Genomic DNA, 26,867 nt, shown 5'->3' with positions numbered 1-26,867 from the left:
CAGCCGGACGTGGCCGCCCTCGAGTTAAAGGTGGATCAGCCCCGGCGCGAAGTAGCCCAGCATCATGAGCCCGAAGCCCACCAGGCCGAGCCCGCCCGCCAGCCAGATCAGCAGCCCCACCCCCGTGATGATGGACGCGGAGGCCACCACGATCGCCACCTGGTAGACGGCGCTGGAGTACTCGAACATGTGGTAGCGCTCCATGTTCCGGTCGCGCTTCGCTTCGGCCTCACGGGCGCGCGCGGTGAGTTCCCGGCGGCCTTCGCCCGTCGCGGGCTCGCTCTCCCAGCGGTTCACGGTGGCGGTCCAGCGCGACTGCTGCGCCTCGATGGCGGCGCGGTTGGCCTCGGTCTTGTCGAGCTCGGCCTGCTCGACGGCGGTGCGGAGCTGGGTCTGGCGGATGGTGCGGGCCTGGAAAAAGGACCAGAGGTTCGCGGCCTGGACGTTGTTGTTCAGCGCCTCGGTCTGCGAGGATTTGCCGCCGACCTCGGCCAGGGCGAGGAAAAGCGCCAGGACGGCGATGAGCAGCGCCACGCCCTTGTTCTCGGTGCTGTGCGGCGCCCCGTGTCCACCTGCCATTGCGAATCTGTCTCCCGCGCAATCCGGCGGCGAGATGCCACGGCGGCGGCGAGGGCGCCAGCGCGACAGATCCCGGCCCCGGCTGACGTCCGGAGAAAATCCTGCCAAGCTCGGCCCATGGTCCAAGCCCCCTCCCACAGCATGTCCTCCCACTCCTGGGCGCCGGCACGGCCCCCCGGAAACGCGCCGCCGGTGCGCATCAACCTCTATTCCGACACGCAGACACGCCCGACACCGGCGATGAAGGAAGCCATGATGCGCGCCGAGGTCGGCGACGAGCAGCATGGCGACGACCCCACCGTCTGGGAGCTCTGCGACCGCATGGCGGCGCTGACGGGGAAGGAGGCCGCGGTCTTCCTGCCATCCGGCACCATGTGCAACGTCATCGCCATCCTTACCCACTGCCAGAAGGGCGACGAGGTCATCGCGCATGAGACGGCGCATATCCTGGGCAGCGAGGGCGGGACGCATGCCGCGCTGACGGGCGCGCAGATCATGGGCCTCAAGGGCGCGCGCGGCATGTTCACCGCGGACGATCTGCGCGCCGCGATCCGCCCGAAGACGCGCTACACCCCGCCGCAGCGCCTGCTGGAGATCGAGCAGACGGCCAATATCGGCGGCGGCGCCATCTGGCCGCTGGCCACGCTGAACGAGCTCACGGACATCGCGCATGAGCAGGGCTGGGCCACCCATATGGACGGCGCCCGGCTGATGAACGCCTGCGTGGCCGCCGATATCGCGGCCGCCGACATGGTGGCGGGCTTCGACAGCGTCTGGCTCGACTTCACGAAGGGGCTGGGTGCGCCGCTGGGCGCCGTGCTCTGCGGCTCCAATGAGTTCATCGGCCAGGCCTGGCGCTGGAAGCAGCGGCTGGGCGGCTCGATGCGGCAGGGCGGCATCTGCGCCGCCGCCTGCATCCATGCGCTGGACCACCATATCGACCGCCTGGCCGACGACCACGCCAATGCCAAGTCCCTGGCGCGCGGCCTCGCGCAGATCGAGGGCGTGGTGGTGGACGATCCGGACACCAACCTGGTGTTCTTCGACATCAAGGCCACGGGCAAGACCGTGCCGCAGCTTCAGGAGACGCTGCGGCAGCAGGGCATCATGGTCAGCGGGCTGGGCGGCCGCGTGCGGGCCTGCCTGCACCTGGACGTGACGGCGGCGATGATCCCCGAGGCGGTCTCGGCCATTCGCGACGCGCTTGCCGCCTGATCCGGGGCGCCGGCGCCGGGGCCTCGTCGCGGACCGCACGGGCCGCGATGCGGAGGGGGTGGCGCGCGCGGCGCTGACCGAGGAGGGCTGGACGGTGCTGGCGGAGCGCGTCCGCACGCCGGCGGGCGAGCTGGACCTCGTGGCGGAGAAGGACGGGCTGCTGGCCTTCATCGAGGTGAAGGCGCGGCCGAGCCTCTATGAGGCGGCCTTCGCGCTGGCGCCGCGCCAGCAGGCCCGGCTGATGGCGGCGGCCGAGGCCTGGATGGCGACGCATCCCGACCATGGCGCGGCGGGGGTGCGGTTCGACCTCCTGCTGGTCGCGGCGGATGGCGTCTGCCGCCGCATCACCGATGTGCTTCGCCAGGGCTGAGCGCCCACCGGTTCAAGTCGCTTCGGAAGCAGCCGGTCGTTGCATGGAACGCGGCTGTATACAGATATATGCAATTCCGCCTTGAAATCTCCCGCGCTGCTGGCGCAACATCGGGAAAAGCTGCAGCGCCATCGGATCACCGCTGGCGCGTCGGCCAGGGGAGAGAATCGATGTTCACCAGACGCAACGCCCTCGGCGCGGGCGCCACGCTCGCCACGATACGGCCCGGTCGGGCACAGACCAGCCCGGTCCTGCGCATCGGGATCCTGGGCGACCAGTCCGGCGTGTACCGGGACCAGGGCGGCGCGGGCTCGCAGGCCTGCGTGCGTCAGGCGGTCGCGGAATATGCATCGCAGAACGGGCTGACCGTCGAGGTGGTCGCGGCCGACCATCAGAACCGGCCCGATGTCGGCCTCGCCCTGGCGCGGCAATGGTTCGACCAGGGCGTGGATGTGGTCACTGACATCCAGGGCTCGGCCATCGCGCTGGCGATCAACTCGCTGGTGCGCGAGCGCGACAAGGTGATGCTCCCCTGCAATGTCGGCATCTCGGACATCACGGGCCGTGCCTGCTCGCCGAACACGGTCCACTGGGCCTATGACACGCAGATGCTCACGCGCGTCGCGGCCGCCGCGATGCTGCGCCAGGGCGGGGATTCCTGGTTCGTCATCCGCGCGGATTATGCCTTCGGCCGCACCCTCTTCGACGAGGTGAGCGCGATGGTGACGAAGGGCGGCGGCCGCGTCGTCGGCAGCGTGGCCACGCCCTTTCCCAACACGGATTTCTCCTCGGCCATCCTCCAGGCGCAGGCCTCGCGCGCCAAGGTGGTCGCGCTGGCGCTCTCGGGCGACGATATGGTGAACGCGGTGAAGCAGGCGGCCGAATTCGGCCTGACGCGGCGCGGCCAGAAACTCGCTGCGCTGCTGACCTTCATCAACAACATCGACGCGCTGGGCCTGCCGGCCGCCCAGGGCCTCGGCGTCGCCAGCAGCTTCTATTGGGACCTGAACGACCGCACGCGCGCCTTCTCGCGCCGCGTCCTGCAATCGGGCTTCAATCCGAACCTGCGGCCGAACATGTCCCAGGCCGGCACCTATTCGGCCGTGACGCACTACATGAAGGCGGTGAAGTCGCTCGGCGTGGCCGAGGCGAAGCGCTCCGGCCGCGCCGTGGTGGAGCGGATGAAGGCGATGCCGGTGGAGGACGACGTGCTGGGCCAGGCCACCATCCGCGCCGATGGCCGCGTGGTCAGCAACGCCTATCTCTTCGAGGTGAAGTCCCCGGCGGAATCGAGCGGGCAGTGGGACTACTACAAGCTGCTGGCCACGGTCTCGCCCGAGGATGCCTGGCGCCCGCTGAACGAGGGCGGCTGCCCCATGATCACCGGTTGAACAGAGCGGGAGGGGCATGCCCCTCCCATGCTCCCCTCACCGGATGGGCGGCACGTACATCAGCCCGCCACGGGTCCAGATGTTGTTCACCCCGCGCTGCAACCCGATCGGCGTGGCAGGGCCCAGATGGCGGTCGTAGATCTCGCCGTAATTCCCGAGCGCCTTGATGATGTTGTAGGCCCAGCGCCGGTCCAGCCCCATCATCGGCCCATGGTCGCCCGAGAGGCCCAGCAGCCGGCGGACGGAGGGATTCTGGCTATTCAGCATCTCGTCCACATTGGCCTGGGTGATGCCGAGCTCCTCCGCCTCCACCAGCGCGTAGAAGGACCAGCGCACGATATCCAGCCACTGGTCGTCGCCGTGGCGGACGGCGAGCGACAGCGGCTCCTTGCTGATGCGCTCCTCCAGCACGACGTGCTCGGCCGGGTTGGCGAGCGCGCTGCGGATGGCGGCGAGCTGGCTCGCATCCGTCGAATAGCTGTCGCAGCGGCCGGCGGCATAGGCGGCGCGGGCCTCGTCGTTGCGCTCGAAGATCACCGGGCGGTAACGGACATTGTTGGCGCGGGCCCAGTCGGCGAGGTTGAGTTCGCTGGTGGATCCGGCCGTGGAGCAGATCGCGGCGCCGTCCAACTCGCGCGCATTGCGGATATTCGCCGAGCGCCGCACGAGGAAGGACTGGCCGTCGTAGAAGTTCACGGCCGCGAAGTTCAGCGCGTTCGCGGTGTCGCGCGAATGCGTCCAGGTGAAGGCGCTGGTGACGATATCCACCGCGCCGGTCTGCACGATGGTCGGCCGCTGGCCTCCGGCCACGGGGATGAAGCGGACGCGACTGGCATCGCCGAAGACGGCGGCGGCGACGGCGCGGCAGGAGTCCGGGTCGAGCCCGCGATAGATGCCCTGGCTGTCCGGCGCGCCGAAGCCCGGCGTGCCGGGGCTCACGGCGCAATCCACGCTGCCCTTGGCGCGCACGGCGGCGAGGGTGGGGCCGGCCGCGACCTGCGCGTCGGCGAGGCCGGGCAGAAGAAGCCCGGCGATGAGAAGCAATCTGCGCATCCTGGAAATCTCCCGTTCTTGTCCGGAAGCCTGCGCAATTCCCGCGGTCGCGACCAGTCCCCTATTCGGCGGCCAGCGCCTGCGAGCCCGGCGGATCGTAGGCCCGGATGGGCGGCAGGTTGCCGTCGAAGCGCTCGACCTCGATGGAGGTGAGCTGCCCCGTGCAGCCCTGGGCGAGGCGCGATGTGCCGATGTCGCGCGTGAGCACGTTCGGATTGCCGTGGACGCAGAGCGGCGTGTCCGACGCGGCGTCGTCCGGGTCGTACCAGGCGCCGGTCGGCAGGTTCACGATGCCCGGCGCGACGTCCGTCGTGAGATGCGCCGTGGCGAGGCAGGCGCCGCGGGCGTTGAAGAGCCGGAGGATGTCGCCCTCGGCGATGCCGCGTGCGGCGGCATCGTCCGGATGCAGGCGCGCCACCTCGCGGCCGCGGCGCTTGGCGCCCTGGCTGGTGGCGCCGAAATCGAGCTGGGAGTGCAGCTTCGTGGCCGGCTGGTTCGCGATCAGGCGCAGCGGCGTCTCGGCATTGGGCACGTCGACAGGCTCGAGCCAGGTCGGGTGGCCCGGGCAGTCGGAATAGCCGAAGCTCGCGATGACCGGCGAGAAGACCTGGATGCGGCCGGATTCCGTGTGCAGTGCGTTGGCCTCCGGGTCCTCGCGGAAGGCGCGGAGCATGCCGCCGTCGTCGGGCGCGAAGGGGATCTCCAGCGGGCCGTCGCGCCACAGCGTCTCGAAATCGGGCGCCGGCTGGCCGAGCTTCTCCAGCGCCTCGCGTGCCGGTTCGTAGAGGAAGGCCAGCCATTCGCGCACGCCGCGGCCCTCGGTGAACGCGTCGCCACAGCCCAGCCGCTCGGCCAGCGCCGAGAAGATCGCGTAGTCGTCGCGCGCCTCGCCATAGGGCGCGGCGATGCGGTGCATGGGGACGATCAGCGGATCGGTCGGCTCGGCGCCGATATCCTCGCGCTCCATGGTCACGGTGGCGGGGAGCACGATGTCGGCATGGCGTGCGGTGGCGGTCCAGGCGCTCTCATGGACGACCAGCGTGTCCACATTCGCGAAGCCGCGGCGCAGGCGGTTGAGATCCTGGTGGTGATGGAAGGGATTGCCGCCGGCCCAGTAGACGAGCCGGATGTCGGCATAGGCGTATTCCTTGCCGTCATAGTCGAAGCGGCCGCCGGGATTGAGCAGCACGTCGGTGATGCGCGCGACGGGGATGAACTCGCGCACCGAGTTCCGGCCCTGGTTCAGCGCGGCGACCGGGGTCTTCACGTTGCGCCGTCCTGTATGGCCGAGCGCGCCCAGCGAATAATGGTAGCCGCCGCCCGGCAGGCCGAGCTGTCCCAGCGCCGCGGCGAGCACGAGGCCCATCCACACCGGCTGCTCGCCGAATTCCGCGCGCTGGAGGGAGTGCGCCACGGCGATCAGGCTGCGGCGTCCGGCGAGGCGGCGGGCCAGCGCGACGATGGTCTCCGCCGGCACGTCCGTGATGGCGGCGGCCCAGGCCGCATCCTTGGGCTGGCCGTCCGTCCCGCCCATCAGGTAGGGCTGGAACACCTCCCACCCGTCCGTGTAGCGCGCGAGGAAGGCCGCATCGTGCAGGCCCTCGGCGACCAGCGTGTGGGTGAGGGCGAGCATCAGCGCCGTGTCGGTGTTCGGGCGGATGGGGAGCCACTCCGCGCCCGCCTCGGCCGGCAGGTCGTCGCGCAACGGGCCGACGAGCACGAACTCCGCGCCGCGCTCGCGCGCCGCCCTCATGCAGCCGCGCTCGATGTGCCGGCTGATGCCGCCGCTCGCCACGGCGCTGTTCTTCAGCGCCATGCCGCCGAAGGAGAGGACGATCTCGCTGTGCTCGGCGATCGCCTCCCAGGTCACGTTGCGGCGGGAGATGGTCTCCATGGGGCCGACGATGCGCGGCAGGATCACGCCCGAGGCCCCGGCGCTGTAGGAATTCACCGAGCGCACATAGCCGCCCAGCGCCACGTTCAGGAAGCGATGGACCTGGCTCTGAGCGTGGTGGAAGCGCCCGGCGCTGGACCATCCGTAGGAGCCGCCGAAGACGGATTGCGGCCCGTGCCTCTCCTTCACCCGCTTCAGCTCGGCGGCGAGCAGGTCGAGCACCTGGTCCCATTCCATCGGGACGAGTTCGTCTCGGCCGCGCATGTCGCTGGGCCCCGGCCCGCGCTCCAGCCAGCCTCGCCGCACCATGGGCCGCGCGATGCGCGCGGGGTGCCGCAGCGCGGCCTCCATGTTGCCCAGGATGGGGCTCGGATCCGGGTCGCCCGGATGCGGGCGAAGCTCCAGGCGCCCCTCATGCCACCGCGCGGTGAAATTCCCCCAATGGGAGCTGTGCGGCAGGAAGGGGGGCGCTTCGGGCATTCGTTACTCCGGGAGGAAGTCGGGCACCGAAAAGTAGCGCTCGCCGGTGTCGTAGTTGAAGCCGAGAATCCGCGAGCCGGCCGGCAGCTCGGGAATCTTCTGCGCGATGGCGGCCAGCGTGGCGCCGGATGAAATGCCGACCAGCAGCGCCTCCTTCGTGGCCGAGCGCCGTGCGTAGTCCTTTGCGTCCTCGGCGGTGACCTGGATCACGCCGTCCAGCAGGTTCACGTCCAGGATGCCCGGCACGAAGCCGGCGCCGATGCCTTGGATCGGATGCGGCGAGGGCGCGCCGCCGGACAGCACCGGCGAGGCCGTCGGCTCGACCGCGAAGACCTTTAGCCTGGGCCAGGCCTGCTTCAGCACCCTGGCGCAGCCGGTGATGTGGCCGCCGGTGCCGACGCCGGTGATGAGCGCGTCCAGCCCTTCCGGAAAATCGGCCAGGATCTCCTGGGCCGTGGTCTTCTCATGGATCGCGACATTGGCGGCGTTCTCGAATTGCTGCGGCATCCAGGCGCCGGGGGTCTGCGCCACCAGCTCCTCGGCGCGGGCGATGGCGCCCTTCATGCCCTTCTCGCGGGGCGTGAGGTCGAAGCTGGCGCCATAGGCCTGCATGAGGCGGCGGCGCTCGATCGACATGCTCTCGGGCATGACGAGGACGAGCTTGTAGCCCTTCACCGCGGCGGCCATGGCGAGACCGATGCCGGTGTTGCCGGAGGTGGGCTCGACGATGGTGCCGCCAGGTTTCAGCGAGCCGTCCGCCTCGGCGGCGTCGACCATGGCGATGCCGATGCGGTCCTTGATGGAGCCGCCGGGGTTGGAGCGCTCGGACTTCACCCAGACTTCGGCGTCGGGGAAGAGGCGCCCGAGGCGGATATGCGGCGTGTTGCCGATCGTGGCGAGGACGTCGGTGGCCTTCATGAATCTCTCCCTGTTCTTGAGGGGGGGCTTTGCCCCCTCAAACTCCCCCACCAGGAAACACGTTCCCTGGACCCTCATCTGTACAAGGGTCCAGGGCCAAAAGCCCTGGCGGGGGTGAAGGGGGCGGAGCCCCCTTCGGCTAGTTGAGAACGCGCAACCCCTGTGCAAGATCCGCGATGAGATCCTTGGTGTCCTCGAGCCCGATATGCAGCCGGAGCATCGGCCCGCCGAAATCGCCCGACCCGGCCGTCCGCGTGATGAAGCCCGAGGTCGGCAGCGCCAGGCTCTCGAACCCGCCCCAGCTCGCGCCAATGCCGAAGAGCTGCAGCGCGTTCACGAAGCGGAACATTCCGCCCTGGTCGTATTGCGGATCGAGGATCACGCCGAAGAGGCTGCACCCGCCGGTGAAGTCGCGCTTGTAGAGGGCGTGCTGCGGATGCGAGGGCAGCGCCGGATGCAGCACGCGCTTCACCTGCGGCTGCTGCTCCAGCCAGGTGGCGACCTCCAGGCTGGCCGCCTCCTGCGCCTTGAGCCGCATCGCCATGGTGCGCACGCCGCGCAGCGCCAGCCAGCAATCGTCCGGCGAGGCATAGTGGCCCAGGGTGGAGGCGGCCGAGCGGATAGCCCGGTGGTCCTCCTCGGAGTTGGTGGTGATGCTGCCGAGCAGGATGTCCGAATGGCCGCCGACATACTTGGTCAGCGCCTGGATCGAAACGTCCACGCCATGCTCGAAGGGCTGGAAGTTGTGAATGCCCCAGGTGTTGTCCATCAGCACCTTACAGCCACGGGCATGCGCGGCGCGGGCCAGGACCGGCACGTCCTGCACCTCGAAGGTGTGGGAGCCCGGGCTCTCCAGGTAGACGACCTTGGTGTTGGGGCGGATGAGCGCGGCCATGCCCGCCTCGTCCACGCAGGGATCGTAGAAGGTGGTGTCGATCCCCCAGTCCTTCATGAGCGTGGTGGCGAAGTTGCGCGCCGGCCCATAGCAGCTGTCCGGGATGAGGCAGTGGTCGCCGTTCTTCAGATAGGCCGTCAGCGGCACGGTCACGGCGGCGAGGCCGGTGCCGACGATGGTGCAGCGCGTGCCGCCCTCGATGTCGGCGATGACGTCCTCCAGCGCGTAATGTGTGGGGCCGCCGGCGGTGCCGTAGGTCATGTATCGCTCGAAGCGCTTCGCCCCGCCGTCGCGGCGCGCCTCGGCATCGGGGTAGAGCACGGTGGAGCCGCGATGCACGGGCGGATTCACGAAGCCGTGGATCTTCACGCCCGCGCGGCCGCCATGGCTCATGCGCGTGGCGAAGCCGAGGTTCTTCTTGTGATCGCCGGAGTCTCTATCGTTTGGCATCAGGCGGTGACCTTCGGTGTTTCGGGGCGGCTCGCCCATTCGGTCCAGGAGCCGTCATAGACGGCGGGCTCGGGCAGCCCGGCGCGCAGCGCGCCCAGGGTGAGGATGCAGGCGGTGACGCCGGTGCCGCAGCTCGTCGCCAGCGGGCGCGATCCGTCGGCGCCGGCCAGGGCGAAGCGGGCCCGCAGCGCCGCCTCCGGCAGCATGGTGCCGTCGGCGGCGAAGAGCTCGTTGAAGGGGATGTTCGCAGCACCCGGCATGTGGCCGGAGGGCAGCCCGGGACGCGGCTCCGGCGCCGTGCCCTTGAACCGCCCGGCGGCGCGGGCGTCCAGGATCAGCCGGTCGCCATTCTCCAGGATTCGCTTCAGGTCGCCGATGCCGAGCACCCGGCCGGCGACCAAATCCGCGACGTAACCGGCGGAGGCTTCCGGCTCTTCCGCGCCGGACTGCACGGCGCGGCCCTCCCGCACCCATTTGGGCAGGCCGCCGTCGAGCACGGCGGCCTTCTCGTGCCCGAAGAGCCGCATGAGCCACCAGCCGCGGGCCGAGGATTGCAGCCCCTTCTGGTCGTAGAAGACGATCCGGCTGTTGTTGGACACGCCGAGCCGATCCATCAGCTTCTCGAAGCGCGCGGCGCTCGGGATCATGTGGGGCAGGGCGGCGTCGGGGTCGGCGACCTCGTCGATGTCGTAGAAGCGCGCGCCAGGGATGTGTGCTTCGAGGAACTTCTGACGCCCGTCGAAGGGCTCATTGGGGAGATACTTGGTGGTGTCGAAGACGATGAGGTCCGGCTTGCCGAGCTCGGCCGCCAGCCATTCCGTCGAGACGAGGTTGTCCATGAGCTATCCCTCCACCAGCACGAGGCTGATCCGGCGGTTCTGCCGCCCCTTGTTTTCCATCTTCGCCACTTCCACCCGGCCGATCTCGGCCGTGCTTTTCACATGCGTCCCGCCGCAGGGCTGCAGGTCCACTTGCGCCGCCTCGGTGCCGATGCGCACGAGCCGGATCCGCCCCGAGCCGCGCGGCGGCTGCACGGAGAGCGTGCGCACCAGGCCGGGATTGGCGTCGAGCTCCGCCTCGCTGATCCAGGTGTCGGAGATCGGGTGGTCGGCCGCGATGAGGGCATTCAGCCCCTCGGTCAGCGATTCCTTGGTCGGCGGCTCGGCCAGGTCGAAGTCGAGTCGCGACTTGTCGGCGCCGACCTGCCCGCCCGTGACGCCCGCGCCGGGGATCAGGCTGCAGAGCAGGTGCATGGCGCTGTGCATGCGCATGTGGCGGTGCCGGCGCTGCCAGTCGAGCGCGATGCGGACCTCGCTGCCGGGTGCGGGCAGGGCGGCGCCCTCCGGGAGGCGGTGCAGGACCGCCTCGCCTTCACCCTTCACGGCCTCCAGGATCGTCGCCTCGCCGCCCTCCCAGCGCATGTCGCCGGAATCGCCGGGCTGGCCTCCGGCGCGGGCATAGAAGACGGTGCGGTCGAGCACGACGCCCGATGCGTCGGCCGAGACGACGCGCGCCATCAGCTCGCGCAGATAGGAATCGGCCCGGTAGAGGACTTCGGTCATTCGCTGGTCCATTCGGTGCGCAGCCGCGCGTGGTTCTGGCGCAGCCAGAAGAGGCTGAGGGCGCAGGTGGCGTTGCGGATCTCGTTGGCGTCGAGCAGCGCGAAGGCACGCGCCGCGGGCACGATCAGGAGGCGGATGTCCTCCCCCTCATGCGCCAGCCCGTGGTTCCTCACGGCCTCCGGCTCCGGCAGTCGGGTGCGGCCGCAATGGAGGAACATCACCTCGTCGCAGCCGCCCTGCATGAGCATGTACTGCCCGATCCTCTCCACCCGGTCGGGCACAAGGCCGGCTTCCTCCTGCGTCTCGCGCCGGGCGGCGGCCTCCGGATCCTCGCCGGCCTCCAGCAGCCCGGCCACGCATTCCGTGTGGATCGGCGGCAGGCCGGCCGCGTGCACCGGCAGCCGGAACTGCTCGATGAGCGCGACCCGGTCCGACCAGGGATCGAAGGGCAGCATCGCGACGCCGTTTCCCCGGCGCCACAGCTCCCAGGTCAGCTCCGCCGAGCGGGCGCCGTCGAAGCGCTCATAGGTGAAGCGGACGCGCTGCACGGGGAAGCGGCCGCCCCAGACGACCTCGTCCGCGCGGATGTCGAGGCCGGGATAGGGGAGGATGGCGGGGGCCTTGGGTGGTCTGGCGCTCATGCGGGCCAGACCGTAACCTTGTCCCCAACGCCAGTCCATGAGCCGAGCCTTGCAAACTAACCCGCGCGCCGGCCGACGGCGCGCCATACTCGCCATCCTGGGCGCGGCCATCCTCTTCGCAGCGGCGGCAGCCTGCGTGAAGGCGCTGGACGGCGCCGTGCCGCTGGCCCAGCTCGTGCTGTTCCGCAGCGTCTTCGCCTTTCCGGTGCTGCTGCCCCTGCTGCGCCAGGCGGGCGGTTGGCGCGAGCTGCGGACCACCAACCCGGCCGGGCATCTGTGGCGCATGGTCTTCGGCCTGATCGGCATGGCCGGCGCCTTCTACGGCTATGCCACGATGCCGCTGGCCGCCGTCACCGCGCTCGGCTTCACCATGCCACTCTTTCTGACGGTGCTGGCCGTGCCGCTGCTCGGCGAGTCGGTGGGCTGGCGGCGCGGCCTCGCCGTGCTGGTGGGCTTCGGCGGCGTGCTGCTGATGGTGCGCCCCTGGGGACCAGGGGGGGAGGGCGGCGACATGCCGCTGGTGCCGAGCCTGGCGGTGCTGGCCGCCTCGCTGAGCTGGGCGCTGGCGATGATCACCATCCGCCGCATGGGCGAGGCGGGCGAGTCCGGCGTCTCGATCGTGCTGTGGTTCGCCATTGGCTCCACCGGCGTGGCGGCCATCGCGAGCCTGCCCGGCTGGGTCTGGCCGAGCGCCGCGCAATGGGGGCTGCTGCTCGGCATCGGAATGGTCTCGGCGCTGGCGCAGCTGCTGATGACGGAGGCCTATCGTTCCGGCGAGCCCACGCTGGTCGCGCCCTTCGAGTATTCCGGCATCGTCTGGACCACGCTCCTCGGGGCCGTGATCTGGGCGGAGGCGCCGGATCTCTGGGATGGCGCGGGAATACTCGTCCTGGTGGCCTCGGGCCTCTATATCTGGCACCGTGAGGCGCAGCTCGGCCTGAAGCGCTGACGTCCCGCCCCACGGACACCCTTGTCGGCGCGCGTCCGGAAAATTAGCCTCGCCTCATGAAAGAAACACGCCGACGGGTTCTGCTGGCCGGGTCGTCCTCGCTGCTCGCTTCGCCTGCGATCGCACAGGGCCGCCAAGGCCAGACCCAGGGCGGCCAGACGCTGCTGAGCGAGAACAATCGCGGCACGTCGATCCTGGTGATCGGGGATTCGCATTCCAACGGCCTCGCGATCGGCCTCACCTGGGTTCTCGCCTGGGGCGTCAACGTGGACGCACGCGGCATCGTCAACACCGGCCTCGCCCGGGCCGATGCCCAGATGTCCAATTTCAGCAACTGGTTCACGCGGCTGGAGGAGCTGCTCCGCGCCGCGTCCAACCGCTACGCCGCCGCCGTGATCAGCCTCGGGAGCGTGGACAACCAGCGGCTGACCTTCGCGGACGGGCGGGAGTCCCTGGCCTTCGGCAGCCAGGAATATGCCGAGGCCTATGCCGAGCGCATGGCCCGCCTCGCCGGCATGCTGCGCGCGGCCCGGATCGCGCCGGTCTGGGTGGGGCTGCCCTCCGCCGGCTCGCCGCAGATCGACCAGGCCTATGCCTGGATCGACGCCCTCCAGGTCCAGGCGACGCGGCGCGCGAACATCCCCTACCTCCATTTGCGCCCGCTGACGCTGAACAACGGGCGCTACGACGAGAAATGGTTCAACGGCCGCAGCCACCCCACCTCGCTGCGCCAGCCGGACGCGCTCCATTTCACGCAGAACGGCTATTTCCGCATCGCCGAGGTTCTGGTCCCCCGGATCGAGGCGCAGCTCGGCAACCGGCGGCTGCCGCGGCGCTAACGCCCGAGGCCGCGGGCGTGGTTGCCCGCGGGGCCGACAGGCCTCACCTTCCGCCGATGTCCTCCGACACCGCCCTTCGCGAACGCCCGCACCCGCGCTGGATCCTGGCGCTGCTGGCGCTGCCGCTGCTGGTGGCGGGGCTGCGCTGGGCCTCCTTCCTGCCCTCTGTGATCGACTGGGACGAGAGCCTCTACGTCCTCCAGGCCCGCGAATGGCTGCGCGGCAACTGGCCGCTCTCCGGCGTCTGGGACATGCATCCCGTGGGCGCGCCGGCCGCCATCGCCGGCGCCTTCCTCATCGGCGGCGAGAGCCTGCAGACCGTGCGCTTCCTCGGCGCCTTCTGCGTCACCGCCACCGGCTACGGGCTGATCCTGCTGGCCCGCGCGATGGGCGGGCCGCGCAGCCTCGGCTACGCGGCGGCCCTGCTTTACGCGGCGCATACCCTGCTGCTGGGCGGCCTCGCCTCCAACACCGAGATCCTCTTCGCGCCGCTGGTGGTCTTCGCCCTGGCGATCGCGCTCATGCAGGGCCGCCCCTGGATGCGGCTGATCGCCATGGGCGTGCTGATCGGCCTGGCGCTGGTCATCAAGCCGGTGGTGACGCCGGAGGGCTGCCTGATCTTCGCGCTCTTCGCCTGGCCGGCGCTGCGGGCGCGGCAATGGCCGGACCTGCTGCGCTTCGCCGCCGCCTACGCCGCGCTCTGCCTCGCGCCGACGCTGCTGGTCGCCGGCATCTACGCGCTGCGCGGCGAGTTCGGCATCTTCTGGGCGAGCACCATCCTGGCGCCGCTGCAATATGCCTCCGGCCGCATCCCGACCGAGCAGATGCTCTGGCGCATCACGCTGGCGGCGCTGGCGCTGCGCTGGCTGCTGGCGCTGGCCCTGGCGGCGCTGCTCTTCTCCTGGCGCGTGCCGGTGCTGCGCCGGCTCACGCTGCTGGGCACGGCCTGGCTCTGCACCGCCGCCCTGGCCGTGGCGGGACCGGGCTTCTTCTTCCCGCATTACTTCCTGATCTCGGTCCCGCCGCTCGCGCTGCTGGCGGCGACCGGCGCCTATTCCTTCACGCGCTACGTCGCCGGGCACCACGGTCGCCTGCTGCTGGGCGTCGCGATCGTCGCGATCTGCGCCGATCTCATGGCGGCCGATCTTTCGCCGCGCCTCGGCCGCGGCTTCGCCATGGGCAGCCCCGATACGCCCCGCCGCATGGCCGCGATGATGAATGACGAGCTCGAGCCGGGCGATACGATCTTCGTGCCGAACTACCAGCCCGTGGTCTATTTCCTGACCCATGCGAGCCTGCCCACCCGCTTTCCCTTCCCGGTGCACCTGACCGGCAGCTTCGCCAATCTCGCCGGCGTGGACACCGATGCCGAGGTGGCGCGCATCCTGGCCTCCCGGCCGCGCTTCATCGTGCTCGACCGCAGCGAGTGGTTCGCCATGCGCCCCTCGGCCATGGCGATGCTGACCGAGGCGCTGGAGGAGGGCTATGAGCTCGCCGCCAGCTTCGTGGAGGAGCGCGGGACCGTGGAGCTCTGGCGCCGCGTCGAGGCCGAGTGATGGAGGATTTTCTGTTCCTTGTCTCGAAGGTGTTCTGGCTGTTCGCGCGGCCGAATACCTTTGCGCTGCTGCTGGCCGTGGTCGGTGCGATCGCCGTGATGGCGCGCCGCCGCTGGGGCCGCGTCCCGCTGGCGCTCGGCCTCGGCTGGTTCGTCGCCGTGCTGCTCACGCCGCTGCCCGCCTGGATCACCCTGCCGCTGGAGGACCGCTTCCCGCGGCCGGCCGGGTTCGAGCGCGTGGACGGCGTCGTCATCCTGGGCGGCGCCGTGGAGCAGCTCCTGACCGAGCGGCGCGGCATCCCCGCCCTCAACGGCGCCGCCGAGCGCATGACCGAGGCCGTCGCCCTGGCGCGGCGGCATCCGGAGGCGCGCATCCTCTTCACCGGCGGGCAGGGTACGGTGATCACCGGCCAGGAGACGGAGGCCGATGTGGCGCGCGGGCTCTGGGCCTCGATGGGCCTTGAAGGCGAGCGCGTCATCTTCGAAAGCCAGTCCCGGAACACCTGGGAGAACGCCGTCCTCGCCCACCGCGTGGCGGGTCCGAAGCCGGGCGAGCGCTGGCTGCTGGTGACCTCGGCGAGCCATATGCCGCGCTCGGTGGGCTGCTTCCGGCGCGCGGGCTGGGAGGTGACGCCCTGGCCGGTGAATTATTCGACCTCGCCCGGCGGGCAGGGCTGGTTCGATCCGCCCTTCTCTTTCCGGCTGGGCCAGGCGGAATGGGCGGTGCGGGAATATGTGGGGCTGATCGCCTACCGGCTCCTCGGGCGGACGAGCGCGCTCTTCCCCGCGCCCTGAGCCGCCGGTCATCGGGTGATCTGCGACATCTGCCGCGGCGCCGCCCCGCCGGCCGGTGCCGATGGCCTGTGCTGCTGCGCCTGGGCGAAGGCGAGGCCGACCGCCGTGGCGACGAGAACGAGCGCGACGAGGGCCTTGATCCTGCCTCCGTTTCCCGCCGGCAGCGCCCGCCCGGGGAGGGGCGGGCGCTGCCGTCTCTGCCGGCTTAGCTCCTGAGACTGTCGGGCACCTTGCCGCCGTTCTGCGCGAGCTGCTGCCACACCGCCTTGGAGAGGGCGATGTTCTGCTCCGCGGAGCCGTGCTCGCCCGCATGGACATTCAGCTCCGAGGCGAGCTCCTTGCGGGCCGTGAGGCTGGAATCCAGGTCGAGCAGGCGCAGAAGATCCACGATGGAGGTCTTCCAATTGCCGCCGCCACCCTTCTTCGCCGCCAGATCGGCCAGGATCGCCTCCACATCCGCCTGACCCAGCTGGGGCGCGGCGCTGGTCTGGCCCGCCTCGCTTGTCGGCGCGGCCTGGGTCGGCGCGGCCTGAGTCGGCGCGGGCTGGGAGGGCGTGGCCTGTGGCGACGCGGCGGCTGATGACGAAGGAGCGCTGGCGGCGGCGGCCTTGGGCGAGTGGTCGAAGATCTTGTGCAGGATCGAGCTGAAGATACTCATGACGGAATCTTTCACAGTGGCTTACCGGACCCGGATCGGTCACGCAGCGGCAGATGTGAAATCGCCGAGACGGGGGGCGGGTTGCGGAAGGCGGGAGATTGCATCCGGCCTGACGCGGGCCGGTGATGCCGCGATCAGAGGTCGCGCCGCATGATGGTGACGGGGCGGCCGTGGTCGGAGCCTTCGCCCACCGCGTACCAGCCCAGGCCTTCATAGAGCCCCTGCGCATCCTCCGTGTGAAGATAGAGGGCCTTCTCTCCCGACCGGCGGGCAGCCTCCTCCACCGCCGTGACGAGCCGCTGCGCGCAGCCCTGGCCGCGCGCCTCGGGCACGACATAGAGGCCGGCGAGCCACGGCCCGATGTCGTTGCGGATCTCGAGGTCCGCAGACATGAAGCTCGCGGTGCCGCAGGGGATCTCGCCCGCCATCAGCACGAAGCTCTGCGGCGTTCCGATCTCGGCATCGGCCGCGGCGAGGATTTCCCGCACTTCCTCCAGCCGGTGGCCGCCCGGCTGCCAGAAGGCATCCCAGAGCCAGTTCGCCACCAGCGGCACGAGGTCGGGCCGATCCGCGATCCGCAGGATGCGCCACGGCTCCTGGCGGATGCCCCGCCATGCCTCGGCCCGGACGGCATGCGCCTGGCTCACAGGGTGAGGATCCTCTCCGGATCGGCGCGGCCGGTGGCGAGGTCGATCAGCCCGCGCAGATTGCCGCGGAACCGGCCCCAGCGGTCCACCTCGGGCTCGGGCATCGGCGAGCGGGCCAGGTTCATCACGCAATGCCGCGCGACGGAGCGGAGCGCGTGGCTCCAGGGATAGCTGCCCTTCCGGGCGAGGTAGACGGGATTCACCACCTGCGAATAGCCCAGCTTGATGCCCGGCACGCGGCCGGACTTGGTCCCGAGATGCACGCCTCTGGCGCCGTGCAGCCGGTAGATCTGGCCGAAGGGCAGCAGGCGCCGCGTGAGGTCCAGATCCTCGTACCAGCCGTAGAGCGGCAGCTTCTCGTCGAAGCGCAGCCCGTGCGCGCGCACCGGCGCGAGGCGCAGGGCCATGTTGCAGCCATAGCCGTTGAAGTGCTCGTGGAAGCCGAGCAGGTCGGCGGGCGGCGTGTCGGTGGCCAGCGTCGCGCGCGCGGCCTCGGGCGTGATGCCCGGACCCTTCGCGCCGTCGGCGATCACCGTGCCGGTGGCGACCACGCATTCGGGGTGGGCGAGCAGCACGCCCTCCAGCGCCTCCAGCCAGCGCGGGCCGGCCAGAAAATCGTCGTCGAGGAAGAGCACCGCGTCGCAATCGCCGAGGGCGTCGAGGATGCGGTTGCGCTGGCGCGGCAGGCCGGCGGGCGAGGTCAGGAACTCGACGCCGGGGAAGCGCTCCGGCAGGCCGGCGATGTCGCTGTCCGCGACGTGGCAGACGAGGATCCTGTCCGGCGCGCGGGTCTGGCGGTCCAGCTCCTGCAGGACCTCGCCCAGGATCGCCGGGCGGCCGCGCGTGGCGATGCCGACCGCGATCCTCATGCGAGGCTCGCGAGCGGCGCGGGATGGGGCAGGGCGCGGGACTCCGCGGAAAGGAAGCCCGACAGCCGGCCCTGGAATGTCGCGAGGTAGTATCGCGCGTTCAGCAGCCGGCCGCGCAGCAGCGAGAGCGCGGCCCCGGCGAGGGGCCGGTACAGGAAAGGCGCCCAGACGCCGGCCGGCACGCCATGCCGCCGCAGCGCGAAGCCGAGGCCGAGGCCGTAGCGCTCCGCGCGCGCGACGGCCTCCGGCGTGAGGCGCTTGTCGGGATGGACGACGCGCAGCTCCGGCGCATAGCGGGCGGCGAGGCCCTTCGCCATGGCGCGGCAGACGAGGTCGTTGCCCTCGGCCGAGCCGAAGCGGGCGCCGGGGCCCATCGACTCGTCGAAGCCGCCCAGGGCGAGGGCCACGTCGCGGCGGAGCCAGAGGTTGAACTCGATCACGCTCGTCCAGACGTTGCGCGGCGTGATCGCGCCCGCCGCCGGGTTCCAGCGGCCGGAGCCGAGCCCGCCCTGCGGTGCGGCGGCCGGGCCGGTGAGGATGGCAAGCGCCGGATCGGCGTCGAAGGCGGCCCGCACCCGGCCCAGCACGCCGGCCGGGAACACGCAGTCGTCGTCGGGAAAGCCCACGAGGTCGCCGCGCGCGTGCCGCAGGCCGAGATTGCGGCCAGCATTGGCATGGGCGCGCGGGCTGCGCAGGTGGCGCAGCTTCAGGCGCGGCGCATAGGCCTCGGCGAGCGCATCGAGGCGTCCATCCTCGTTCTGGTCCACCAGCAGCACCTCGAATTCGGCGCTGGCATCGGCAAGCAGGCTGTCGAAGAGCTCGCCGATCTCCGCCACGCGGCCCTTCGTCGAGACGACGAGAGAGATCATGCCGCCCCCGCAGGCGCGGAGGGAGGCGCATCTCGCGAGACAACCTCGATCAGCTTCCGGCGGAACTCCGCGATGCTGAACTGCTGCGCCTGGGCATGGCAGGCCTCGGGCGTGAAGGCGGCCTCGCGGGCGACGAAGGCGCGCACGGCCGCGACGATGGCATCGGCGCTCTGCTCCTCGAAGAAGAGGCCGGTCGTGCCGTCCGCCACGATGTCGCGCGCGCCGCCGCGGCCATAGACGATCAGCGGCGTGCCGCAGGCCTGCGCCTCGACCATGGCGATGCCGAAATCCTCCTCGGCGGCGAAGACGAAGGCGCGGGCGCCCTGGAGGAGCGACACCAGCTCCGGCTGCGGCACCCGGCCGCGGATCTCGATGTTGTCCGCGCCCTTCGCCGCCTCGGCGACCAGCGGCGCGGAAGGGCCATCGCCGGCGACGATCAGCTTCAGCTCGGGCATGCGCCGGAAGGCCTCGGCGACGAGCTCGATGCGCTTGTAGGGCACCTGCCGCGAGGCCACGAGAAAATGCCGCCGCGGCGCCGTGCTGAGCGGGAAGCCGCCGAGGTCCACGGGCGGGTGCAGCACCTCCGCCTCGCGCCGCCAGACCTTGCGGATGCGCTCCACGATATAGCTGGAATTGCCCAGGATCACGTCGGGCCGCGCCGAGCTCAGCTGGTCCCAGCCGCGCAGCCTGTGCAGCAGCCAGCGCGTGTAGAGCCCCTTCAGCCCGCGCGTCAGCCCGGCCTGGCGCAGGTACTGGTGCTGGAGATCCCAGGCGTAGCGCATGGGGCTGTGGACGTAGGAGACATGCTTCGTGCCCGGGCCGGTGATGACGCCCTTCGCCACCGCGTGGGACGATGAGACGACGAGGTCGTAGCCCTGCAGGTCGAACTGCTCGACCGCGAGCGGCATCAGCTGCAGGTAGTTGCGGAACATTTTTCTCGCGAGCGGCAGGCGCTGGATGAAGCTCGTTCTCGGCACCCTGCCACCCAGGAAGCCGCGCTGGCCCTCGGGCAGGAAGTCGCAGAGCGCGTAGAGGTCGGCCTCGGGGAAGCAGGCGAGCATCTGCTCCACCACGCGCTCCGAGCCGGCATAGCTGTCCAGCCACTCATGGATGATGGCGATCTTCATCGCGGCAGATATCCCAGCAGTCTCCGGGCCGCGGCATCCCACGAGAAACCGGCAGTACGATGGCGGCCCGCCTCGGTGAGGGAGGCGCGGAATGCCGGATCGTCGGCGAGCTGCGCGATGGCCTCGCCCAGGCCTTCCGGCCGTGCCGCGTCGAACCACAGCGCCGCGTCGCCGCAGACCTCGGCCACGGCGCCGATGCGGCCCGCCACGACCGGGCAGCCGCACCACATGGCCTCGACCGGCGGCAGCCCAAAGCCCTCGTAACGCGAGGGGAAGACCAGGCAGAGCGCCGATTCGTAGAGCGCGCGCAGCTCGGCGTCGGAGACGCGGCCCAGCGGGCGGATATGCCGGTCCAGCTCGGGTCCGCCCTCCTGCCGGAAGACGCCGGCATCCTTGGCGCCGGCCACCGCCAGGACGAGGCCGCGCGCGCCCAGCGCGCCGATAGCGTCGCGCAGCGCGGCGAGATTCTTGTGCGCCGCGCCCGTGCCCACCACCAGCGCGTAGCCCTGCCGCGCGAGGCCGTTCCGCTCGAGGATCGCGGTATCGGCCGGCTGGCGGAGGATGTGCTCGCCGCCTTCCAGCGTCACGCCGAGTCCCTGGCGCCCGACGGCCAGATTGGCCGCGATCCGCCCGGCGGAGAATTCCGACACGGTGAGAATCCGGGCGCCCCGGAGCACCAGCATCCGCTGCATCGTCCGGTACCAGCTGCGGAACTTCCAGGAATAGCTCTCGGGCGTGTCGAAGACTCCGGCGTCGTGGATGACCACGGCCTGGTGGCTTCCCGCGAGGATCGGCGCCGTATTGCCGAGATTGAGGAGGAAATCGCCCGACAGCGCGCGCGGCAGGTCGATCTGCTCCCAGAGCTGGCCGGACCTGCGGCCCACGATCCGCGGCGCGAGGAAGGGAAATTCCTCCAGCCCCTCGGCGCCGGGCGGCGCCAGCAGCCGGATGGGCGGCGCCTCGCCGGCGGCGACCAGCGCGTCCAGCGCGCGCGCGATCTCACGTGCATAGCGCTGCACGCCGGTGAGGCCCTGGGCGAGGAAGCGCCCGTTGAGAACGATCATGCGAGCCCCGATTGCAGCAGCCGCCGCGCCTGCCATGGCCGCCGCAGCAGCGGGCGGAGCGTGGTGCGCTCCACGGGCGTCAGCACGCGCAGCGTCGCCAGGGCGACCAGGAGGAAGCCGGGCAGGGCGATCGCCGCGGCCCAGCGCCAGTCCGGCGCCAGCACCGTCGCGGCCAGCGCCAGGAAGGAGAGGATCAGGGGGAGCCCGAGCCGCCGCGTCACGGCGCGCACCGGCGGATAGAGCCAGCCGGCGAGCCAGAGCTTTCCCGTGCAGTCCATGGCCGCGCGCAGGCCCCAGGCGATCGCCGCGCCCTCGATGCCGATCCACCAGAGCATGAGGGCGGAAAAGGGCAGGAAGACCACCACCTCGGCCATCACCAGCTTCGCCGTCGCATCCGGCCGGCCGATCGCGTCCAGCAGCGCATTGGCCGAGAAGGAGACGCAGGAGAAGAAGATGCCGGCCGCCAGGATGCGCAGCACCATCCCGCCATTCGCCGCGAATTCCGCGCCGAGCCAGAGCCGCAGCGCCCAGTCGCCGGCACCGGCCAAGGCCAGGCAGGGCGGCAGGGTGAGCAGGATCATCAGCATGGCGCCCCGGCGCAGCAGGCCGGCCGTCACCTCGGGCAGGGTGCGGAAGGCCGAGGCCATGGCGGGCAGCAGCGCCTGGGCGATGGCGATGGGAAGGATCCACATGCGCAGCACGAGGTCGAGCGGCGTCGCGTAATGTGCGACGGCCGCGAGCGTGAGCATGGCGCCGATCAGGAAGCGGTCGGCATAGAGCAGCGCCTGGTTCAGGAGGGAGGCGAAGGTCATCCAGCCGCCGATCCGCAGCAGCGGCAGCACCATGGCCGGGCTGCCGACGGACAGCCGCGGCAGCAGCGGCCGCGCCAGCCAGAGATAGGAGAGGGTGTTCGCCAGGCGGCAGGCCACCAGCGCCAGCATCACGGCGACGAGGCTCGGCCAGACCATCAGCAGCAGCACCGGTCCGACATAATACATCGCGGCCACCGGGATCGTGACGAGGTTGGCCGCAGCGAATTTCTGATGCGCGGCCAGCACGCCCCAGAGCGCCGCGTTGATCACGATGAGCGGCGCGGAACAGGCCAGCACCCGGAAGGCGACCAGCGCCTCCTCCTGCAGTTCCGGCGGGACGTTCAGGGCGCTCTTCATCAGCCAGGGCAGGATGAACCAGAAGATCGCGGCGCCCAGCGTGGCGAAGCCGCCCAGTGCCACCATGGCCGTGCCCACCAACCGGCCGGCCTCGGCATCCTCGCCCTCCGACATCCGCTCGGAGAGGCCGCGGGTCAGGGCCGGGCCGATGCCGAGGTCGAAGATGCCGAAGACGCCCACCAGGGCCAAGGCGAGGGTGAAGAGGCCCCAGCGCTCCAGCCCCATCTCCTGCACCAGGATCGGCGTCAGGACGAGGGCCAGGAGCAGCGGCAGGCCCCGCCCGAGCGCATTCCAGAACATGCCTGAGATGAGGCGCCGCGCACCGGCCCGCGCCTCGATGGTCTGGCTCATTGAATGCCTGCGCCTGCTTGAAGCGTGCTGATCGAAGGCGCCGAGGCGCCGCAGATCTGAATCACGCGCCAGAAAAAATCCAGAGGCGCCGAACCTAGCTCAGCAGGCGCCGCGGCGCGACAGCACCGCCATCGGCGTGCGGGCGAGAATGGTGATGTCCTGCCAAAGCGAGGGGCGGGCGACATAGGCCACGTCCAGCGCCACGCGCTGGGCGTAGCTGGTGTCCGAGCGGCCCGAGACCTGCCACAACCCGGTCAGGCCGGGGCGCACGCTCATGTAATGGGCGGCGGCGGCGCCGTAGAAGCGGTCGAGCTCCGACTGGATGACGGGGCGCGGGCCGACCAGGCTCATCTGGCCGAGCAGCACGTTGATGAGCTGCGGCAGCTCGTCGAGCGAGGTGGCGCGCAGGAAGCGGCCGATCCGCGTCACGCGGGGGTCGTCCTTGAGCTTGTGCGTGGCCTCCCACTCGGCGCGGGCGGCGGGATCACGCGCCAGCAGCGCCTCGAGCCGGGCCTGGCTGTCGGTCGTCATCGAGCGGAACTTGAGGCAGGCGAAGCCCTGGCCGGCGCGGCCGATGCGGCGATGGCCGAAGAGCGCCGGGCCGCCGTCGAGCCGGATCATGAGGCCAATGGCGAGCATAACGGGCGCCAGCACCGCCAGCAGCGCGCTAGCGCCGAGCACGTCCATGGCGCGCTTGAGGACCGGCTGCAGCCCCTCGCGCCACTGGGCATGCGGCGGGGCCAGCATCACGCTGGGGGCGCGGTACTCGCCACCCATCCGCGTCTCGCGGAGGATCACTTCACGCTGAAGGGACGTAAATGCGTCCAACCCAGGCATCCTGGCCTCATTCACGGTGATCCGGGCCGAAGGGCCGCTCTCACCGATCCGGTCGCGGCGCGGGGGAAGGGTATCCGCCCCCTGGCCACGATGCGGTTTTAACCTTTGATCGCGGGCGGCAATCGGGCCCGGTTGGGGCAGGAATGTGGCAGCGCAAACGCCGCGCCCTTGCCGGCAAGGGGCTGAAATGCCACGAGGAATGCAGCCACCGCCGGAGCCTGTCGTGTCCCGCCTCGCCTATGCCGCCTCATGCCTGCTGGGAGCTTTGCTGGCGATCCATCTGTTCGGGCTGGATTTCATCTGGCCGCGCGCGGGGCTCGACTGGCGGCCTGTGGGCGATGCGGCGCAGCATGCGATCGCCCAGCGGCATTTCCTGGCCGATGCCTGGCGCTGGCCGCCGCTGGATGTGGGCACGCTGGGGAATGCGAACCTCGCCTTTCTGGACGGGATTCCGGCGCTGGCCCTCCCGCTGAAGCTGCTCGCCCCGCTCCTGCCGGAGGGCTTCCATGGCATCGGCGTCTTCTATGCGATTGCCTGGATATTGCAGCCGGTCGCCGCGGTCTGGGCGCTGCGCGGGGCGGGGGTGCGGGGCTTCTGGCCGGGCCTCGCCGTGGCGCTGATGGCGAGCGCCATGCCCGCCTTCATATCGCGCTATGGCCACGCCGCGCTCTGCGGGCATTTCGTGATCCTGGTCTCGCTCGGCCTTTACTTCAGGCTGCTGGAAGCGCCGCGCTGGTGGTGGGTCGCCGTGCCCTGGCAAGCGGTGGCGCTGCTGATCCATCCCTATCTCGCGCTGATGTCGCTGGCGCTGCTCGCCGCCGCGCCGCTGACGCTGCTGCTCCGCGGCGAGCGGTTTCTCCGCGCCGGGATCGGCGCCGCCCTCGCCGCGGCGGCCATGATCGGCGTGATGGCGCTGTTCGGCTATTTCGGCGCCTCGGGCGACGGCGGCTACGGGCAATATGCGCTGAACCTGCTCTCGCCGCTCTGGCCCTTCCGGTCGCTGATCCTGGGCGGCTGGGCCCCGGCCGAGGTGGACGCGACCGGCCATGGCGGCTGGGAGGGCTACAACTGGCTCGGCCTCGGACTCTGGGCGGCCCTGATCGCGGGCGCGCTGCTGGCCGGGCGGCGCATCGCGCCGGGGCTGCGGGCGCATCTCGGCCTCGTCCTGGCGCTGCTAGGGCTGACGGCGATCGCCCTGTCTTTCCGGATCGGGCTGGGCGACCGGATCGTGCTCGACCTCGGCGCGGCGCCGGGCTTCCTGGAGCAGTTCCGCGCCTCGGGCCGCTTCTTCTGGCCCGTCGCCTACGCGCTGATGATCGGCGCGGCCGTGCTGCTCGCAGGTCGTGGGCGGCGCGGCGTCGTGATCCTGCTGGCCTGCGGCCTGATGCAGTTCATCGATGGCGGGCCGATGCGCGACGGGCTCTGCGCCTGGGCCCATGAGCGCGCGCCCTGGACGGTCGAGGCCGAAGCGCTGCGCCCGCTGTTTCGCGAAGCCGGCCGTGTCACCTTCCTGCCCTCCTGGCCCTGCATCGCGGCCGGCGACGACGCGGCCCGGATACGCACCCTGGAACTGCTGCTGCTGGCGAGTGAGACGCCCCGACCGGTCAACACCATGTATGCCGCGCGCTGGCGCACGCCGCCGCGCTGCACCGATGCCGAGGTGCTGGCCACGCCGCCGGCGCCGGGCGAGCTGCGCGTCGGACTGCCTCCGAGGAGAGATTTCCCGGGGCTGTCCGGCTCAGGCTGCCGGGCGGCGGGAGACCTCACGGTCTGCCGATGAGGGGAGGTGCCGCTCCACCAGGTAGAGCGGCCGCCCCTTGGTCTCGTTGAAGATGCGGCCGAGATACTCGCCGATGATGCCCAGCGTCATCAGCTGCACGCCGCCCAGGAACAGCACCACGGCCATCAGGCTCGGATAGCCGGCTGTCGGATTGCCGAAGAAGATCGTCCGTACCACGAGCTGCAGCAGGTAAAGGCCCGCGAAGAAGGCCGTGGCAAGTCCCAGATAGGTCGCGATCTTGAGCGGACCCACGGTGAAGCTGGTGATGCCCTCCAGCGAGAGGTTCCACAGCTTCCAGTAGTTCCACTTGCTCTCGCCGGCGGCGCGAGGCGCGCGCTCATAAGGCACCGCGATCGAGGGAAAGCCGACCCAGGCGAAGAGCCCCTTCATGAAGCGGTGCTGCTCGCGCAGCTTCAGCAGCGCGTCCAGCGCGCGGCGGGACATGTAGCGGAAATCGCCCGTGTCCTGCGGCAGCTGCACCTTGCCGCCGAGCCGCTGCATCACCCGGTAGAAGGCATGCGCCGTGGCGCGCTTCAGGAGGCCCTCGCCGTGCCGGGCGCTGCGCTGGGCATAGGCCACGTCGTGGCCCTCGCCGGCGGCCTCGACCAGCTCCGGGATGACCTCGGGCGGGTCCTGCAGGTCGGCGTCGATGATGACCACGCCCTCGCTGCCGCGCGCATGGTCCAGCCCCGCCGTCAGCGCGATCTCCTTGCCGAAGTTGCGCGAGAGGTTCAGCACGGCCACGCGCGGGTCGGCCGCGGCGAGGCCCGTCATGACGGAGAGCGTGGTGTCGCGCGAGCCGTCGTTGACGTAGACGACCTCCCAGGAGCGTCCGATCGCCTCCATCACCGGCACGAGGCGGTCGTGGAACTCAGGCAGCACTTCCTGCTCGTTGTAGCAGGGCACGACGACGGACAGGGCAGGGGCGAGTTGCATGCGGCTCCTATTGGCGGCGGATCAAGGCCTTTCCTGGGCGATTTTCAGCCAATGCGCCGCAATCTCGCGCCGCGGGGCGACCCAGATGCCGGGTGTCTTCGCGACGTGATCCAGCAGCGCGGCGAGGCCCGGCATGCGGCCGGGCCGGCCGATGATCCGCAGGTGCAGGCCGATGGAGAGCATCTTCGGCGCGGTCTTCCCCTCGCGCATCAGCCAGTCTATCGCGCCGGTACAATAGCGGGAGAAGTCCTCCGGTTGCACGAAGCCGCCGCCCGGGGAAAAGCGCATGTCGTTGGTGTCGAAGGAATAGGGCAGGATCACGTGGCCGGGGGCGCCGGGGCGCGGCGCGAATAGTCTTGGCAGGTCGTCGTCATAGACGTCGCTGTCGTAGAGGAAGCCGCCCTCCTCCAGCAGCAGCCGCCGCGTGTTCATGGAGGGAGCCGAGCGCGTGTGCCAGCCGACCGGGCGCGTGCCGGCCGCCCGGGAGATGGCGTCCACCGTGCCGGCGATCACCGCGCGCTCCTGCGCCTCGGGCATATTGGCGTGGCTTTCCCAGCGCCAGCCATGGGCGCTGACCTCATGCCCGGCCTCGGCCGGCGCGCGGGCCAGGTGCGGGTTGGCGGCGACGGCCCGGCCGCAGGCGGAGAAGGTGGCCTTCACGCCATGCGCGTCGAAGGCGTCGAGGATCCGCCAGATTCCGGCCCGCGCGCCATAGGCGTAATGCGTCTCCATGCAGGGGTCGGGCTGGCCGGTCACCTCCTCGCGGATCTCGTGCACGCTCTCGTTGCGCGCATCGCCGCTGGCGAGCGAGAGCTCCGCGCCCTCCTCTACATTCACCACGAAGGAAAGGGCGAGCCGCGCGCCGCCCGGCCAGCGCGGGTCCGGTGGATGGCGCCCATAGCCGACAAGATCGCGAGTCGTCGGCGGCATTCCCCCAGGCAGCGTCATCGTCCATCCTTCGCAGCGGCTGACAT

The 26,867-nt window shown here is 70.8% G+C and carries 26 protein-coding genes; 8 read left to right on the top strand and 18 right to left on the bottom strand.

Annotation, left to right across the window (positions count from 1 at the left end):
- Positions 1 to 24: 24 nt before the first annotated feature.
- Positions 25 to 579, bottom strand: coding sequence for a DUF4337 domain-containing protein (locus EJV46_RS17430; RefSeq protein WP_131549972.1), 555 nt, complete (start codon positions 577 to 579; stop codon positions 25 to 27).
- Positions 580 to 720: 141 nt separating this feature from the next.
- Between EJV46_RS17430 and EJV46_RS17425 the strand changes: the two genes are divergently transcribed.
- The 3 genes from EJV46_RS17425 to EJV46_RS17415 all read left to right on the top strand — a co-directional run bounded on the left by EJV46_RS17425 (position 721) and on the right by EJV46_RS17415 (position 3,555).
- Positions 721 to 1,794, top strand: coding sequence for a low specificity L-threonine aldolase (locus tag EJV46_RS17425; RefSeq protein ID WP_131549971.1), 1,074 nt, complete (start codon positions 721 to 723; stop codon positions 1,792 to 1,794).
- Entirely contained in the window at positions 1,784 to 2,164 is a 381-nt protein-coding gene (locus tag EJV46_RS17420; RefSeq protein ID WP_131549970.1) for a YraN family protein, read from the top strand. The genes EJV46_RS17425 and EJV46_RS17420 overlap by 11 nt, the downstream gene beginning before the upstream one ends.
- A 170-nt stretch (positions 2,165 to 2,334) precedes the next feature.
- Entirely contained in the window at positions 2,335 to 3,555 is a 1,221-nt protein-coding gene (locus EJV46_RS17415) for an ABC transporter substrate-binding protein (protein ID WP_131549969.1), read from the top strand.
- Between the two features lie 36 nt (positions 3,556 to 3,591).
- On the opposite strand, the gene EJV46_RS17410 is transcribed toward EJV46_RS17415, so the two are convergent.
- The 7 genes from EJV46_RS17410 to EJV46_RS17380 form a co-directional block, all read right to left on the bottom strand.
- Positions 3,592 to 4,608, bottom strand: coding sequence for an amino acid ABC transporter substrate-binding protein (locus EJV46_RS17410; protein ID WP_131549968.1), 1,017 nt, complete (start codon positions 4,606 to 4,608; stop codon positions 3,592 to 3,594).
- A 61-nt stretch (positions 4,609 to 4,669) separates the two neighbouring features.
- The gene (locus EJV46_RS17405) at positions 4,670 to 6,982 is read right to left on the bottom strand and encodes a molybdopterin guanine dinucleotide-containing S/N-oxide reductase (protein ID WP_131549967.1); all 2,313 of its coding nucleotides are present in this window, start codon (positions 6,980 to 6,982) and stop codon (positions 4,670 to 4,672) included.
- Between the two features lie 3 nt (positions 6,983 to 6,985).
- The gene (gene cysK / locus EJV46_RS17400; protein ID WP_131549966.1) at positions 6,986 to 7,900 is read right to left on the bottom strand and encodes a cysteine synthase A; all 915 of its coding nucleotides are present in this window, start codon (positions 7,898 to 7,900) and stop codon (positions 6,986 to 6,988) included.
- A gap of 139 nt (positions 7,901 to 8,039) precedes the next feature.
- A complete protein-coding gene (gene metC / locus EJV46_RS17395; RefSeq protein ID WP_131549965.1) occupies positions 8,040 to 9,245 on the bottom strand; it encodes a cystathionine beta-lyase in 1,206 nt (401 codons plus the stop codon).
- A complete protein-coding gene (locus EJV46_RS17390; RefSeq protein WP_131549964.1) occupies positions 9,245 to 10,084 on the bottom strand; it encodes a sulfurtransferase in 840 nt (279 codons plus the stop codon). The genes metC and EJV46_RS17390 overlap by 1 nt, the downstream gene beginning before the upstream one ends.
- A gap of 3 nt (positions 10,085 to 10,087) precedes the next feature.
- Positions 10,088 to 10,807 carry an alanyl-tRNA editing protein gene (locus EJV46_RS17385; protein ID WP_131549963.1) on the bottom strand — a complete coding sequence of 240 codons (720 nt, stop codon included), beginning with the start codon at positions 10,805 to 10,807 and terminating at the stop codon, positions 10,088 to 10,090.
- Positions 10,804 to 11,448 (bottom strand): NUDIX domain-containing protein, encoded by a 645-nt coding sequence (locus EJV46_RS17380; protein WP_131549962.1) that lies wholly within the window; start codon positions 11,446 to 11,448, stop codon positions 10,804 to 10,806. The genes EJV46_RS17385 and EJV46_RS17380 overlap by 4 nt, the downstream gene beginning before the upstream one ends.
- A gap of 49 nt (positions 11,449 to 11,497) precedes the next feature.
- Between EJV46_RS17380 and EJV46_RS17375 the strand changes: the two genes are divergently transcribed.
- Genes EJV46_RS17375 through EJV46_RS17360 form a run of 4 tightly spaced genes read left to right on the top strand, consistent with a single transcriptional unit; the run spans position 11,498 to position 15,586 of the window.
- Entirely contained in the window at positions 11,498 to 12,397 is a 900-nt protein-coding gene (locus EJV46_RS17375) for a DMT family transporter (RefSeq protein ID WP_240782616.1), read from the top strand.
- A 56-nt stretch (positions 12,398 to 12,453) separates the two neighbouring features.
- The gene (locus EJV46_RS17370; RefSeq protein WP_131549960.1) at positions 12,454 to 13,236 is read left to right on the top strand and encodes a DUF459 domain-containing protein; all 783 of its coding nucleotides are present in this window, start codon (positions 12,454 to 12,456) and stop codon (positions 13,234 to 13,236) included.
- A gap of 56 nt (positions 13,237 to 13,292) precedes the next feature.
- Positions 13,293 to 14,792 (top strand): glycosyltransferase family 39 protein, encoded by a 1,500-nt coding sequence (locus tag EJV46_RS17365; protein ID WP_131549959.1) that lies wholly within the window; start codon positions 13,293 to 13,295, stop codon positions 14,790 to 14,792.
- Positions 14,792 to 15,586 carry a YdcF family protein gene (locus tag EJV46_RS17360; RefSeq protein ID WP_131549958.1) on the top strand — a complete coding sequence of 265 codons (795 nt, stop codon included), beginning with the start codon at positions 14,792 to 14,794 and terminating at the stop codon, positions 15,584 to 15,586. Before EJV46_RS17365 ends, EJV46_RS17360 begins: the two co-directional genes overlap by 1 nt.
- A 205-nt stretch (positions 15,587 to 15,791) precedes the next feature.
- On the opposite strand, the gene EJV46_RS17355 is transcribed toward EJV46_RS17360, so the two are convergent.
- From EJV46_RS17355 to EJV46_RS17320, 8 genes are all read right to left on the bottom strand, one after another.
- Positions 15,792 to 16,244: a DUF3597 domain-containing protein gene (locus tag EJV46_RS17355; protein ID WP_131549957.1), complete on the bottom strand. Its 453-nt coding sequence runs from the start codon at positions 16,242 to 16,244 to the stop codon at positions 15,792 to 15,794.
- Positions 16,245 to 16,378: 134 nt separating this feature from the next.
- Entirely contained in the window at positions 16,379 to 16,891 is a 513-nt protein-coding gene (locus tag EJV46_RS17350) for a GNAT family N-acetyltransferase (protein ID WP_165585592.1), read from the bottom strand.
- Positions 16,888 to 17,760 carry a glycosyltransferase family 2 protein gene (locus EJV46_RS17345; protein ID WP_131549955.1) on the bottom strand — a complete coding sequence of 291 codons (873 nt, stop codon included), beginning with the start codon at positions 17,758 to 17,760 and terminating at the stop codon, positions 16,888 to 16,890. The genes EJV46_RS17350 and EJV46_RS17345 overlap by 4 nt, the downstream gene beginning before the upstream one ends.
- Positions 17,757 to 18,629 carry a glycosyltransferase family 2 protein gene (locus EJV46_RS17340; RefSeq protein ID WP_131549954.1) on the bottom strand — a complete coding sequence of 291 codons (873 nt, stop codon included), beginning with the start codon at positions 18,627 to 18,629 and terminating at the stop codon, positions 17,757 to 17,759. Before EJV46_RS17340 ends, EJV46_RS17345 begins: the two co-directional genes overlap by 4 nt.
- Positions 18,626 to 19,756 (bottom strand): glycosyltransferase, encoded by a 1,131-nt coding sequence (locus tag EJV46_RS17335; protein WP_131549953.1) that lies wholly within the window; start codon positions 19,754 to 19,756, stop codon positions 18,626 to 18,628. Before EJV46_RS17335 ends, EJV46_RS17340 begins: the two co-directional genes overlap by 4 nt.
- Positions 19,753 to 20,820 carry a glycosyltransferase family 1 protein gene (locus EJV46_RS17330; RefSeq protein ID WP_165585591.1) on the bottom strand — a complete coding sequence of 356 codons (1,068 nt, stop codon included), beginning with the start codon at positions 20,818 to 20,820 and terminating at the stop codon, positions 19,753 to 19,755. The genes EJV46_RS17335 and EJV46_RS17330 overlap by 4 nt, the downstream gene beginning before the upstream one ends.
- Positions 20,817 to 22,340, bottom strand: a complete 1,524-nt coding sequence (locus tag EJV46_RS17325) for a flippase (protein WP_131549951.1) — start codon at positions 22,338 to 22,340, stop codon at positions 20,817 to 20,819. Before EJV46_RS17325 ends, EJV46_RS17330 begins: the two co-directional genes overlap by 4 nt.
- 99 nt (positions 22,341 to 22,439) lie before the next feature.
- On the bottom strand, positions 22,440 to 23,168 hold the full coding sequence (locus EJV46_RS17320) for a sugar transferase (protein WP_240782615.1): 729 nt from the start codon (positions 23,166 to 23,168) through the stop codon (positions 22,440 to 22,442).
- A gap of 232 nt (positions 23,169 to 23,400) precedes the next feature.
- On the opposite strand from EJV46_RS17320, the gene EJV46_RS17315 reads away from it, so the two are divergent.
- Positions 23,401 to 24,957 carry a DUF6311 domain-containing protein gene (locus EJV46_RS17315; RefSeq protein ID WP_131549949.1) on the top strand — a complete coding sequence of 519 codons (1,557 nt, stop codon included), beginning with the start codon at positions 23,401 to 23,403 and terminating at the stop codon, positions 24,955 to 24,957.
- Here EJV46_RS17315 and EJV46_RS17310 read toward each other — a convergent pair.
- Positions 24,916 to 25,893, bottom strand: a complete 978-nt coding sequence (locus EJV46_RS17310) for a glycosyltransferase family 2 protein (RefSeq protein ID WP_131549948.1) — start codon at positions 25,891 to 25,893, stop codon at positions 24,916 to 24,918. The two genes, EJV46_RS17315 and EJV46_RS17310, sit on opposite strands and share 42 nt — an antisense overlap.
- A 21-nt stretch (positions 25,894 to 25,914) precedes the next feature.
- Positions 25,915 to 26,841: a polysaccharide deacetylase family protein gene (locus tag EJV46_RS17305; protein ID WP_206020855.1), complete on the bottom strand. Its 927-nt coding sequence runs from the start codon at positions 26,839 to 26,841 to the stop codon at positions 25,915 to 25,917.
- Positions 26,842 to 26,867: the final 26 nt, after the last annotated feature.

Source organism: Roseococcus sp. SYP-B2431 (assembly GCF_004336745.1).
In the GTDB taxonomy this organism is placed as follows: Bacteria; Pseudomonadota; Alphaproteobacteria; order Acetobacterales; family Acetobacteraceae; genus Roseococcus.
The sequence above is the reverse complement of the archived record's forward strand: the minus strand, read 5'-3'. Positions and strand labels throughout refer to the sequence as shown.

Coding starts and splice junctions, on each gene's coding strand:
- EJV46_RS17365 (WP_131549959.1), top strand. CDS start 13,293: ATGTCCTCCGACACCGCCCTTCGCGAACGCCCGCACCCGCGCTGGATC.
- EJV46_RS17390 (WP_131549964.1), bottom strand. CDS start 10,084: ATGGACAACCTCGTCTCGACGGAATGGCTGGCGGCCGAGCTCGGCAAG.
- EJV46_RS17380 (WP_131549962.1), bottom strand. CDS start 11,448: ATGAGCGCCAGACCACCCAAGGCCCCCGCCATCCTCCCCTATCCCGGC.
- EJV46_RS17405 (WP_131549967.1), bottom strand. CDS start 6,982: ATGCCCGAAGCGCCCCCCTTCCTGCCGCACAGCTCCCATTGGGGGAAT.
- cysK (WP_131549966.1), bottom strand. CDS start 7,900: ATGAAGGCCACCGACGTCCTCGCCACGATCGGCAACACGCCGCATATC.
- EJV46_RS17385 (WP_131549963.1), bottom strand. CDS start 10,807: ATGACCGAAGTCCTCTACCGGGCCGATTCCTATCTGCGCGAGCTGATG.
- EJV46_RS17355 (WP_131549957.1), bottom strand. CDS start 16,244: ATGAGTATCTTCAGCTCGATCCTGCACAAGATCTTCGACCACTCGCCC.
- EJV46_RS17370 (WP_131549960.1), top strand. CDS start 12,454: ATGAAAGAAACACGCCGACGGGTTCTGCTGGCCGGGTCGTCCTCGCTG.
- EJV46_RS17335 (WP_131549953.1), bottom strand. CDS start 19,756: ATGAAGATCGCCATCATCCATGAGTGGCTGGACAGCTATGCCGGCTCG.
- EJV46_RS17305 (WP_206020855.1), bottom strand. CDS start 26,841: ATGACGCTGCCTGGGGGAATGCCGCCGACGACTCGCGATCTTGTCGGC.
- EJV46_RS17410 (WP_131549968.1), bottom strand. CDS start 4,608: ATGCGCAGATTGCTTCTCATCGCCGGGCTTCTTCTGCCCGGCCTCGCC.
- EJV46_RS17340 (WP_131549954.1), bottom strand. CDS start 18,629: ATGATCTCTCTCGTCGTCTCGACGAAGGGCCGCGTGGCGGAGATCGGC.
- EJV46_RS17330 (WP_165585591.1), bottom strand. CDS start 20,820: ATGATCGTTCTCAACGGGCGCTTCCTCGCCCAGGGCCTCACCGGCGTG.
- EJV46_RS17310 (WP_131549948.1), bottom strand. CDS start 25,893: ATGCAACTCGCCCCTGCCCTGTCCGTCGTCGTGCCCTGCTACAACGAG.
- EJV46_RS17425 (WP_131549971.1), top strand. CDS start 721: ATGTCCTCCCACTCCTGGGCGCCGGCACGGCCCCCCGGAAACGCGCCG.
- EJV46_RS17360 (WP_131549958.1), top strand. CDS start 14,792: ATGGAGGATTTTCTGTTCCTTGTCTCGAAGGTGTTCTGGCTGTTCGCG.
- EJV46_RS17430 (WP_131549972.1), bottom strand. CDS start 579: ATGGCAGGTGGACACGGGGCGCCGCACAGCACCGAGAACAAGGGCGTG.
- EJV46_RS17325 (WP_131549951.1), bottom strand. CDS start 22,340: ATGAGCCAGACCATCGAGGCGCGGGCCGGTGCGCGGCGCCTCATCTCA.
- EJV46_RS17345 (WP_131549955.1), bottom strand. CDS start 17,760: ATGAGGATCGCGGTCGGCATCGCCACGCGCGGCCGCCCGGCGATCCTG.
- metC (WP_131549965.1), bottom strand. CDS start 9,245: ATGCCAAACGATAGAGACTCCGGCGATCACAAGAAGAACCTCGGCTTC.
- EJV46_RS17415 (WP_131549969.1), top strand. CDS start 2,335: ATGTTCACCAGACGCAACGCCCTCGGCGCGGGCGCCACGCTCGCCACG.